This is a genomic window from Empedobacter sp. UBA5036 (assembly GCF_002415215.1).
GTDB classification, from domain to species: Bacteria; Bacteroidota; Bacteroidia; order Flavobacteriales; family Weeksellaceae; genus Empedobacter; species Empedobacter falsenii_B.
Genome location: NZ_DICC01000071.1, coordinates 1 through 12218, shown reverse-complemented (window position 1 = coordinate 12218; position 12218 = coordinate 1). Strand labels below are relative to the sequence as shown.

Here is a 12218-nt window from a genome sequence, read left to right as displayed (position 1 = left end):
CATTAGTTTTCTGAACCCGCGTTATACTTATTACTACCGCAATCAATTTATTGTTATGGATCAAGATTTACACATCAAACACAAACTAAATACGATTGATACTACTTATCAAGCAAAAATTGAAGTTAGCCATCTATCGGATGGAAAAAATAAAATGAGCGCTCCTCCACTTTTAGTGAATAAAAAAATGGTTGCACATCGACATCTCTTGTTTAATATCTCTAAGCTAATGGGGAAATTTGAATCCCCAAAACAGTGGAAACAAGTGGATGTAATTGATGCGTACCGAACAGATCGTAGGCATTATATCGGAAGTTTTACTGTACAACATCGCGAAGAAAACAAACTTTCTGATTTTTTAGTGACTGATTCTCATTTTTATGCACTAATTGGAAACGAATTGATTGTTTATAAACTAAAGCCGGCTATAACCGATCAGTTTAAAACAGGAAAAGCCGAAAACCTGTAAAAAAGTAGGCAAAACTAAAATTCACATTAAAATGAAAAATTTAAAACAAATTATTTTACCAGCTGTCATTGTATTAATGGGGACTGGTGCTGCTTTCGCTACAAATCAGGCGAAGAAAGCTGGATGGGATCCTGGAGATCCGATTTATCGTATCGATCAAGAACAGCCATGTACATTGGTTGAAGATTTTGAATGTAGCAATGTTATAGGTAATTTATGTACTTACCAGCCAGGTGTACATCTTTACGGAATGGATGAAATTTCGGGAACAGCTTGTAATGTTCAATTATTTGAAAAAACAAATTAATAATTTATAAAAGGAGACAGCTTTTACAGCTGTCTCTTATTTTTAATCCACTCTATTTCAGTGTTTTTTAAATAAAAATCGAACCAATTTATAATCCTCTGATTTAAATCTTTTGCCTTTGATGGATTCATAATCACATGCTTTTCATTCGGATATAATAACAACTTTCCTTCTTTTTTTAAAAGTCTCATTGCTAAATACATGCTAACACTTTGTTCCCAATTGACATGATAATCTTCTTTTCCAGTCCATATTAATACAGGTGTATGTAGGTTTTCTAATTGGAGTAAAGGAGATTGTTTTAAATAATTTTCTTTTGAATCATAAAACATTGAACTCATTTTAAAAAACTCATCCTCAAATCTCCAAAATTGTGGTTTTGATTTATTCCAATCCATCGAAAAGTACCAATTTACAATATCAGAAACACCTGAGCCACTAACAGCGGCTTTAAACATATTCGTACGATTTACGATATAATTTACCTCAAAACCACCATAAGAATGGCCTATTAATCCAATTTTATCTCTATCAATATTGGCTTCTTTTAATGCTTGATTGGTTGCCTCAACTGTACATTGTAGTGCTGATTCGCCTGGTTGATCTAAATCGACTATGATATCTGGTAGTAAGACAAAATAGCCTTGTGATGTATAAAAATCAGTATTGAAACCATTAGCTGAACTTACTTCTGGCAATTGAAAATCATTCACTAAATGTGATTGCTTTTGGTAGATATGGACAATCATCGGATAATATTTGGTTGTATCATAATCAAACGGATAATACAATATTGCTTTTACTGATTTCCCATTTATAATAGATTTTATTTCTTGAAAACGACGTTTTTGAACAATCGAATTAACTGCTTCAACCCGAATGGTTGCTTTATTCTTCTCATCTATTTGAACAATACGAGGAGATTTTAAATAACCTTGCTCTATTACATACAAATTCTTATTTTTTAACGAAACTTTCTTAACATCTTGCGATGTGTTATAAATTTCATTTAATCGATCACAACATTTATAAATTTTGTACTGATTATTTTCGTTTAAAGATTGCAAATAAATGGTTTCATCTACTTGATTTTTAGCTTTATTTCTAGTTATTAAAAACGTAAAAGTACCCGTTTGTTTTGTAGATTGAATTAATTGCTTCAGCTTTTTTGTATGAAGATTATATTCCCATATCCCTTCTTTAGCTGTTAAAAAAACACGTGAATTATCATAAAATTTAGCTGGCTGAAAAGCTTCATTCTTAAAATAATCATCAACGGAGAAACCAGCTTTTATTGAAGTGGTCAAACTTTTCTTTTTATCTTCTAATACATCATATATCCACCAATTATTTTCTTTGAAATAGATAAATTTATTGTGATCAGAAAGTATTAATTTATTTCTGTTGTAATCGTCAAAATCTTCAACTATTAGCTTTTGATTCATTGTTTCTAGATCTATTAACTTAACATCAACATGATCCCGTAAATGACGATAACTTCTGTATCTATTCTTGTCGAATAAAAGTAGATATTGCGTTCCTAAAAATTCGTAATTGACGTCCGTTAGAGAAATTCTGTTTTTCACCTCTCCATTATTCAATTGAATAAAAATCAATTCTTTTTGACTCTTCGGTTTTTGAATAATAATTTGATCATCAGAGGTATCCCAAATTTCTACTTCTTCTGATTTTTTTAAAGTATAATCAGATTGAAATGTATTTTCTAAAATGAGTAAATTATTGTCTTCATTAATAATCTTAAGATTTATACTCTTATTTAAGTCATGAAGTAATTTAACCTTTGTCCCATTACTTTTTACATAAAATAAATCTTCTCCTTCTTGTTTAATGTAGTCATATTGATTGAATTCATTCCATCTTAATGACTGGTACTTAACACCATCTATTTGAAAAAGAAGATTTATATTTTTATTCAATTCATACACATCAATGGTATGATTTGTTTTTTCAATTACTAATTTATCATTTTCCCATTTGTAATCTATTACATCAATAAACTTTATTTCATTTCCTAATTCTCCATTATTTATTGTATTAATGTAAAGCGTATTACCTTCTTTTTTCGCTACAAAAAATTGCTTATTAAAAGTTTCAATCATTTTCTTATAATGCGGAATTGTTTTTTTATTTTGACTTTGGATGTTATATAGTACAAGACCTTCATTTTTTTCATCATATAAAAAATACTTATCACTCAACCAATGATAATTCATTATTCTACCAAGTCGTATTTCATCTGCTTTTTTATTATTTTTCAAATAATAGACAGGCAATTCATGGTTTTTATTTTTAGTAAATAATATATTTTCATTGTTTGCATCTACAAATTCAACGGTATAAAATTGATTAAAATAAGTTTCCAATGAATCTAATTTCTGTTGTTGACCAGAAATATAAATTGAAATTAAACAGATATAAAAGCTTAATATAAATCTAATAGCCATCATTTTGGGGTTTTAAATTATTATTCAATAAAATCTCCTTTTCTGGTAAAGGCAATTTTTCCATAAATGGTTTCCAAGTTGGTATACTATTTTGTAATTCATTTAATCGATTCCATCGTTTCAAATCAAAAAAACGATGTCCATATTCTGTAAATAGTTCATGTTTATATTCATCTAAAATCGCTTGCTCTAAGTCATGTTGAGATAAATTAGAAAGCATAGGTAAATTGGCTCTTTTACGAATAAGGTTTAAATCATTTTCAGCTTCTCTAAAATTGGAAAGCTGAAAATTAGCTTCTGCACGTATCAAATACAATTCAGCTAATCGAAGTACCACACTATTCTCTACATTAACTGTTGACGAAGCATTGGGCGCTTTGTATTTGTATGGTTGATACCAAGTACCCTGATTGTTATTTAATTTCTTTATCCAAATTTCTTTTCTTTGATCTCCATTCTCGAAAGAGTTGACGAAAGTGGGTTTTAAACTTACAAAAGCTGGTGGTAGAGCATTTAACATAAAAACATCTGCTTCCAAGGAATTTCCAGTTGCTAAATGAGGCGAAAAACACCATAGAATAGATTTACTTTCTTTCAAAAATTCTTTGCTAAGATCTTGTTCTAATGTAACACCAGCCGTTTGAATAACATCATTTGCATGCTGTTTGGCTTTTTCCCATTGTTTGGTTTGTGCATAGTATTTAGCTTTTAAAGTTTTTAACGATGTAAGATTTAACCGTGTTTTAGATGTGTTTTTCGTTCCTTTCAAAAACAATTCTTCTGCTACTAAATAATCTTGCTCTATTCTTTCATAAATTTCCTTTTCTGGTGTTTTATGAACAAGTTTATTTTGCAAATAATCTGTCGTTGTGATGTATGGGATTTCGCCAAACAATTGAGTCAAATACATGTGCAACATTCCACGCATTGTATAGGCTTCTGCTAATACTGTTTGTTTGTATTGATTTTCTAATAATGTACTTTTTTCTACCCCCTCTATCAATGCATTTAATCGATATATTTGATTATAACTTGTGTTCCAGCTAGTCAACACCAATTCATTTCGAGTGGATAGCGTGTGTTCATAAAACTCTTTTTGACCAAGTAAATTGATGGAGTATAAGTCGAGTTCATCTGTGTATAACCCCAATAAATACGTCATACCAGAATTATTACCAGTTAATAATCCGTTATCTCTTAAGCTTGCATAGATATTTAACAATGCAGCATCTGTCGTTTTTTTATCTTCAAATACTTCTGTGCTTACAAGTTGTGTATTTGGTGTATCAAGATCTAAGAAGTTGTCGCAACTTGTCAAAAGAATTAAAGCGATTAATCCTTGTTTTAAGTGTATAAAAATTGATTTCATAATGTTAAAAGTTTAATTGTAATCCAAGTGTATATTCTTTCAGAGGTGGCAAATACCCTGATAAAACAAATTCGGGATCAGCACCAAAATAATTGGTTAGCGTCCATAAATTTTGCCCGTTGAGAAACAATTTTAGAGAAGAAGTGTTTGCAATTTTAAATTGATAGGAAATGGAAATATTCTTTAAACGGATATAAGAACCATCACTTACCGATTGATCACTTTGTTTAAAATTATTATAGGCTTGCGAAGCGAGTGTTTGGCTTCCAGTACTGTATCGTTGATAGTTGGCTGATGGATTATTCGGTGAATAAGCATCTAGAAACTCTATCGGTTGATTGGTTAAACTTCCTGGAATGAAACTCTGAGCGATATAATTGATACTATTTTGTTTCACGAATTGAAACAGTACATCAAGTCCAACGTTTTTATACTGCACTTGATTTGACCATCCTCCAAACCATTTTACACCCACATTTTTAATAACCTGCTTATCTTCAGTATTTATTTTTCCGTCTTGATTAAAATCTTTGAATGTATGTAATCCTGTTATTGGGTCTATACCTGTCCATTCGTATAATTTTTTAATTGTAATGGGTTCACCAATAACATAAGTATTGGCATAAGTAGAACCTTCTAAATCGGGAAATGACACTAATTTATTTTGTGGAAATGATAGATTCAAGGCTGTTTTCCATTGAATAGCGTTTTGCAATGGTTTTGCTGAAAGTTCAATTTCAATTCCTTTGTTCTCTACTTTTGCAGGTAAATTAGATTGAATGGATGAAAAACCTGTTGTTCCTGGTAAAGGGATTCCGACCAATTGATTTCCAGATACATTTCTATACCATGCAAGCGAAAATCCTATTCTATCCCTAAAAAAAGATAAGTCAAGAGCGAATTCTAATTTCTTATTTTTTTCCCAACTAAAATTAGGATTATACAAACTATTTGGTTCTAAACCTGTAACCTGATCGTACGTTCTTGCCTTTGTAATATAGGTATCCAAGTATTGATAATCACCAATCAAATCATTACCTGTAATCCCATAACTACCTCTTATTTTTCCGAAGCTTAACCAAGATGATTCGTTGAGAAAGTTTTCTTTTGAAAAAATCCAAGCTGCTCCAATTGCACCAAAATTCCCATATTTAAAATTTTGTCCAAAACGACTTGATCCATCACGACGACCAGTTAAGTTTATAAAGTATTTGGATTGGTAGTTATATCCAAATCTACCGTAAACAGATTGATAGGTATAATCTATGATAGGTTGTGCACTAATTGTTTTTACACTTGCAGAAGATAAATCGTTTAGCAATGAGTTACTCAGAAAATTAGAAGCCGAAATTCCTAATCCATTTGTTTGTCTGTGTTGAAATGTTAATCCAACAAGGTTTGAAAAGTGGTGTTGATTTATACTTTTATTGTACTCTAATCGTGGTTCTATGTTATACGACATAACTTTCTGATCGTATCGTAATACGTTAGATCGTTCACTCCCATAATTATAATTTGGGTTGTATATCGTAGATGGACTTACCCGATTTTCTATTGATTGACTATAATAAATCCCTATATTATTCACTAAACTTAATCCTTCAATTAATTGAATTGAATTCAAAATAGCATGATTCATCATATCACCATTACTAGTATAATAACCTCTGAGTGAGGCTAATGGATTTACAAACGTATTGTTTTGCCAATTCAGTTCACCTTGTTCATTGTATAAATTTGGAGCATTCGGGGCTAAGCTTATAACACTTGAAAACAAATCGGTAGAAGGTAATTTATTGACAGATCGACTTAAATTACCTTTATATCCAATAGAAAATCGTTGATTAGGAGAAGTGTAATTTAAACTTATTAAAGCAGTAGTCTTTTTTAATCGAAATGGTTCTGGATAAACAGTTGTTGCTTCAAAATGTCCCATACTCATTAAAAATTGAAATTGATCTGAGGCTGCGTTTATACTTAATTGGTTATTGTTTTTAGAAGAAATGTGCCTTACTAATTCGTTAAACCAATTGGTTGACGAATTAACATCCCAACTTCCATTTATATCATAGGCATTGGCTGGATAAGTTTTAATTCCATCGTTTTCAAATGCTGTTCTTCTCATTGCTAAATAATCAGACGTATTCATTAATCTTAATCGATTCATTACTTTACCAACTGTGTAATCTGAATTATACGCAATATTTAGTTTTCCACTTTTTCCTTTTTTAGTTGTTATCAGTACTACTCCATTGGCTCCACGCGAGCCATAAATAGCAGTAGCATCGGCATCTTTTAAGATTTCAATGCTTTCTATTTCTTTTGGATTCAGAAAATTAAGAGGATTAGATTCTCCATAAGGTAGAATACCAGACGACAGCCCTACACTTGTTGTATTTCCACTTCCAAAAGGAACACCATCTACAATATAAAGTGGTTCGTTCCCTTCTCGTCTTAGACTATTTCGTCCACGTATCTGAATGTCATAACCACCACCTGCATTTCCAGAGTTTTGTACTATACTCACACCAGCCATCCGTCCTTGTATGGCAGAAAGTACATTATTCACAGGCTGATTTTCTATCTCCTTTGCCGTTACACGTGCTATAGAACCCGTTCGTTCTTTGTCTTTTACAGTATAATATCCTGCATTGATCACCACATCTTTCAGCTGAATACCTTCCTCCTCCTTTGTGAAACTTACATTGATCACGCTTCTATTCAAAACCACTTCTTCTCGAATAGGGAAATCCAATTGCTCAAAAATTAGTTTAGCATCATCATGCTGTAAGATCAGCGAATAGTATCCATTCGCATCAGTTCGCACACTATTCTGTGTACCTTCTTCAGTTACTACCACGCCAGAGAGCAAATGGTTATGATCTTTTACCGTTCCAGTCACGGTTTTTCCTGTTTGTGCAAATAGGGGTGTAGCACAAACCAATCCCAATAGCATACTTATTATATGCCTATTGAGTTTAAAGTAAAATATTTTCATAATTTTACATAAGTTTTTTAAAATTCAACATTAGTTTTAAAAGCCACTCCTTTTCCAGTACATCGCGCCAACTTTGTTTTTGGGAAAGGGGTTTTATTTTTTTTTACGTTATACGGTCTACGCTTAACGTTTTACGTTTTTATTCTTATTAATATTCAAATCCATTTATAACAACGAATTTATAAATCGTCATTGCTGAAAAGTCGAGTGTCAATTCGGCGTAAAGAGCGTTAAAAATGATTTATGTTCGCATTTCATATGCGAATGTTCTAAAGCATTTAGCGAGTAGCTGTTATTGACCGACTTGTAAGCACAGACTTGATTTTTTTGGTTCGTTTTTTCATCAAGGAAAAAATGAACGTAATAAAATAAAGAACTACTAATCCTCTTAATATATCCAATTTCTCTTTAGGCTCTTATCTCGCTGTCATTCTGAGCTTGTCTCAGAATCGCATTCGTGCCTGTTTATCCTATATTCCTCCTAAAATATCCCCCTCCAACAGTTTTAAAAAATACATTAATAAATGAAAAAAATTAACACTAATACATTTTATGAAGATCATTTACTTTCTTATTGTGTTGTCTTCGGGGGATAGAGTGTGAATCTGTTTACTCTTTCATAATTTTACATAAGTTTTTTAATTCAACATTAGTTTTAAAAGCCACTCCTTTTCCTGTACATCGCGCCAACTTTGTTTTTGGGAAAGGGGTTTTTTGTTTTTTCTTTATTTTAAATATTTTCTTTACTTTCATTTTTTTGAGCATCCAAAAAAACGAAACAAAAAAAGATGCCGACAGTAGTCTCTCAATGATTCAACTAAATAAATTATTTCCATAAAGTTGATAACTCACTTCGTTCAGACACATCAACTTTTTTTATTCCAATAATTTACAGTTGAATTGCATTTCGATCCTAAATCGTCGGATTTTTATCATCCTTTTTCAAATACATCATACTTTTTACATACTACATTTTACAACTCAGCACCGATACACGAACCTCGAACAAACCATACGGAACGCATATACAATGGATACAGAATGGATACAGCGCGGATAAACAACCGATACAGAAAAGTGTCATTTTCGATATACACCGATACAGGAATTTAACACTTTTAACACATTATTTCTCTAATATTCTGTCATTTCAAGAAATCTTTTTTCATTTTTTGAGCGCAAAAAACGAAACAAAAAACTCTTGTCTTTGATTTTCGAAGGTCAAAATAAGTTTCAGCCATTCAATGTTTTAAATCATTTGCTACGCAAACAGTAAAACATTTTAACCATTCTCTTCAACTTTTTGACACTCGCCTCCAAATCATATGACATTTTTTTAATCCTTTTTCAAATACATAATACATTCTACTTTTTACATAGTACAACTCTAAAATCTCAATTCTCATATCTAACATCTAATCTTTACATCATACATTTAACTCATTACTTATAACTCATTACTTACAACTTAAATCAGGTAGTAGCCCCAATAAATTTGGAAAATGATATGAAAGGCATTACTTTTAATGTGCGAAAAAAAGAGTATAACCTAGCTGTCAAAGTCTCATTACCGAGGCTCTGATAGAGAGCGTGTAAAGAAAGGATAGCCCTTTGCTTTACGATCCGTGTTTTAAAAATGCTATAAATACGGAGTATTGTTCTTTAAAAGAATGGAAAAAACAAACAGACTTTGTCTGGCGGTTTTTTACGGATGAATGGAAATTGTTTCGTTCTCATTTTGTGTTGGGTTTTATGGAACGATGTCTTCTATTCTTGATAGAAGTAGAAATAAAAAGTCAGAGAAACGATTTACACTCCTTCATTATCGTGAGGAAATCCGGTAAGAAAACCTTTAGAGTAAACTCTTGCCCAATGAAGTACAAACGCATAAATCGCCCTCTGGAATTATCGCAAATATATGAAAATCCCAGTGTATTGGGCGACTTTTTGTACTCTCTAGGGCTTATAATTTACCGGATTATTCCCGAATAGAGAGACATCATTTCGTTAAGTCAAATAGCCTTAACTAATTGTGTCGCTTTAAACATATATCAAATATACAATGTTTGACATTAAACGCCAAACTTTTTTAATAAATTTTTTAAATTATATGAAAATTAATCGATTAGATATTGTTTTTAAAGAAAGAAATGTACAAAATAGAGTCATTGCTAAATTTATTGGTAAAACTGAATTTACAATATCTAAATGGCGAAATAACAAAAGACAACCTTCTTTGGAAGAACTAATTGAGATTGCAAAATTACTAAGAGTAAGTATTTATGATTTAATAGAACCAACAAACTGGGACAATGAAAAATCTGAAACTTACGAGGAGTTTGTGAAAAAAGTAAAAGACATTAAATAATTAAAAACGTTTAGTTTAAAATAAAAATCTTAAATTCGAAATGAATATAAGTCATAGGCATGACGTTCATTTATTACTCAGGTGTTAGATTTTAGGTTAAAAGTTCACCTGAGTTTTTTATTTATACGTAAATTAATATAAGTAAAGGGCTTCTATATAGAAGCCCTTTACTTATTTACACAACATTGGTTATAAATTAGATTATTTTATATATTTGTTATTTATACGAAACTAAAGCTATAGTAGTTTCGTGAAAAAACAGTGTTATGTGTAAGCCATTCCAAACAAACAGTTAAAAATGAGTGATTTTTCTATTAGAGATATTTTAAATCAAGTAAGTAAAGGAAATTTAAGAATTCCTGCGTTTCAGAGAGGATTTGTATGGGACTCGGATTCCGTTGCCTTTTTAATGGATAGTATTTTCAAAGGTTATCCATTTGGAACTATTCAATTATGGAGAACAAGAGAAAAGTTAGAAACTGAAAAGCAATTTGGTCCTTTTCACCTGTTTGAAAGAGATGAAGAGTATCCAATAGACTATGTTTTAGATGGACAACAAAGAGTCACATCTATTTTTGGTGTTTTTCAAACTGAAATTGATGAAATTACTGGAATAGAAAACCCATTTAAAATTTATTATGATTTAGAAGCAGATGAAAATTCGCAAGACTCACAATTCGTACCTTTGAAAGACGAAGATGTGATTCCAGAAAGACATTTTCCATTAAACTGCTTATTCGATACGGTAAAATATCGTAGAGCAACATCTAGATTAGATGAAATGATTCTAGAAAAAATAGATAATCTTCAAGCGATATTTAAGGAAGTTAAAATACCTTATCAAACTTTAGAAACTGATGATAAATCTAAAGTAGCAATCGTATTTGAAAGAATAAATAGAAAAGGGGTTCCTTTAGATACATTACAATTATTAACAGCTTGGACTTGGAGTGAGGAGTTTGATTTACAAGACAAATTTGAAGATTTACAAGAAGAGTTAAGACCTTATGGTTTTGAAGAATTAGGAGGTAATGCCGATTTACTTTTAAGAATCTCTTCAGCAGTTCTTACTCATTCTGCAACTTCAAAGAATTTGATTGAATTAAATGGAAATACTGTTCGTGAAAGATTTCAAGAAGTTACAAATGGAATTAAAGGTTCTATTGATTTTCTAAAACGAAATCTGAAAATTGAAAAAATAGCAAACCTTCCATATGAACACTTTTTAATTCCTCTTTCTGTTTTCTTTTCTAATCAAGGAAATCAACATTTTAATTATAATGATGAACAACGCAAGATATTAATCTCGTGGTTTTGGAAAAGCTCTTTTGGGAAGCGTTATAGCGCAGGTACTAATAAAAATATCAATAAAGACATTGAAGAGATTCTGAAACTTAAAGTTGACTATACAACATCAGCATTAAATAATGTTACTTTCAACATTAATGAAGCATTTTTTAGGAATAATGATTTTACAATGGGCACTGTAAATACAAAGTCACTAATTTTACTTTTAGCACAAAACAATCCAAAAAGCTTTATTTCAGGAAGTCAAATAACTTTATCAAGTGTTCTAAAAGATTATAATCGAAACGAATTTCATCATACTTATCCAAAGGCTTTTGTTAATTCATTACCTCAAGATACTATAGATTATTCAGTTAACTGCCTTGCAAATTTCAGTATAATATCTCGAGCAGATAATAAAAAAATAGACTGTAAAAAACCATCACAATATCTTAGAGATGAAATGCCAAATGATTCAAGCGAAATTCTTAATTCAGCTTTCATTGATGAACAAAAATTAATTGACGACAATTTTAATGAATTTATTGAAAATCGTTCAAGAAAATTATTCGAATTTTTACAGACTTTGATATAAAATAACCTACACATAACATCAGTAACTGTTCCACAATTCTAATTTTAGGTACAAAAGCACAAAATAGTATAAATAATAGCCTCTTTAGAAAGCGATTTTAGAGAGGTTTTTTGTATTTACGAGAAACCGTAATTTATTTTGAAATGGTTGTTGTATGTTTGGAATAATATAACGAAATTTAAACTATATTTTACTTCGTAAAGAATAATGTTATAGCTAATTGTAATACGATCGACAAAGCAAAGAATGTTAAATAATTTACAAATACAAAGTGACCACATAGAATTTTATGAAGTCTCAAATGTTCCATTGAACAAGTATAGCTTTTTACTAAGCGATCAATGGTTAGACAGAGTTGAG

At 30.6% G+C, this 12218-nt stretch carries 7 protein-coding genes and 1 pseudogene; 4 read left to right on the top strand and 4 right to left on the bottom strand.

The features are described from left to right. Window positions 1–469: pseudogene (locus B4J88_RS13485) on the top strand (tellurium resistance protein TerC); the annotation flags it as partial. A 31-nt stretch (window positions 470–500) separates the two neighbouring features. Next, a complete protein-coding gene (locus B4J88_RS13480) occupies window positions 501–776 on the top strand; it encodes a DUF6520 family protein (RefSeq protein ID WP_280062949.1) in 276 nt (91 codons plus the stop codon). Window positions 777–799: 23 nt separating this feature from the next. Here the strand turns inward: B4J88_RS13480 and B4J88_RS13475 are convergent, their stop codons facing one another. The 4 genes from B4J88_RS13475 to B4J88_RS13460 form a co-directional block, all read right to left on the bottom strand. After that, window positions 800–3241 carry an alpha/beta hydrolase family protein gene (locus B4J88_RS13475; protein ID WP_291067846.1) on the bottom strand — a complete coding sequence of 814 codons (2442 nt, stop codon included), beginning with the start codon at window positions 3239–3241 and terminating at the stop codon, window positions 800–802. Beyond that, the gene (locus B4J88_RS13470) at window positions 3231–4610 is read right to left on the bottom strand and encodes a RagB/SusD family nutrient uptake outer membrane protein (protein ID WP_291067845.1); all 1380 of its coding nucleotides are present in this window, start codon (window positions 4608–4610) and stop codon (window positions 3231–3233) included. Before B4J88_RS13470 ends, B4J88_RS13475 begins: the two co-directional genes overlap by 11 nt. Before the next feature lie 4 nt (window positions 4611–4614). Further along, window positions 4615–7566: a SusC/RagA family TonB-linked outer membrane protein gene (locus tag B4J88_RS13465; protein ID WP_291067844.1), complete on the bottom strand. Its 2952-nt coding sequence runs from the start codon at window positions 7564–7566 to the stop codon at window positions 4615–4617. Between the two features lie 651 nt (window positions 7567–8217). Next, on the bottom strand, window positions 8218–8361 hold the full coding sequence (locus B4J88_RS13460) for a hypothetical protein (protein WP_291067843.1): 144 nt from the start codon (window positions 8359–8361) through the stop codon (window positions 8218–8220). Between the two features lie 1357 nt (window positions 8362–9718). Here B4J88_RS13460 and B4J88_RS13455 point away from each other — a divergent pair. Together B4J88_RS13455 and B4J88_RS13450 are read left to right on the top strand one after the other, a co-directional pair. Then, the gene (locus B4J88_RS13455; protein ID WP_180906609.1) at window positions 9719–9976 is read left to right on the top strand and encodes a helix-turn-helix transcriptional regulator; all 258 of its coding nucleotides are present in this window, start codon (window positions 9719–9721) and stop codon (window positions 9974–9976) included. 298 nt (window positions 9977–10274) lie between these two features. Then, window positions 10275–11858 carry a DUF262 domain-containing protein gene (locus B4J88_RS13450; RefSeq protein ID WP_291067842.1) on the top strand — a complete coding sequence of 528 codons (1584 nt, stop codon included), beginning with the start codon at window positions 10275–10277 and terminating at the stop codon, window positions 11856–11858. The last annotated feature ends 360 nt before the right edge of the window (window positions 11859–12218 follow it).

Coding starts and splice junctions, on each gene's coding strand:
- B4J88_RS13480 (WP_280062949.1), top strand. CDS start 501: ATGAAAAATTTAAAACAAATTATTTTACCAGCTGTCATTGTATTAATG.
- B4J88_RS13475 (WP_291067846.1), bottom strand. CDS start 3,241: ATGGCTATTAGATTTATATTAAGCTTTTATATCTGTTTAATTTCAATT.
- B4J88_RS13470 (WP_291067845.1), bottom strand. CDS start 4,610: ATGAAATCAATTTTTATACACTTAAAACAAGGATTAATCGCTTTAATT.
- B4J88_RS13465 (WP_291067844.1), bottom strand. CDS start 7,566: ATGCTATTGGGATTGGTTTGTGCTACACCCCTATTTGCACAAACAGGA.
- B4J88_RS13460 (WP_291067843.1), bottom strand. CDS start 8,361: ATGAAAGTAAAGAAAATATTTAAAATAAAGAAAAAACAAAAAACCCCT.
- B4J88_RS13455 (WP_180906609.1), top strand. CDS start 9,719: ATGAAAATTAATCGATTAGATATTGTTTTTAAAGAAAGAAATGTACAA.
- B4J88_RS13450 (WP_291067842.1), top strand. CDS start 10,275: ATGAGTGATTTTTCTATTAGAGATATTTTAAATCAAGTAAGTAAAGGA.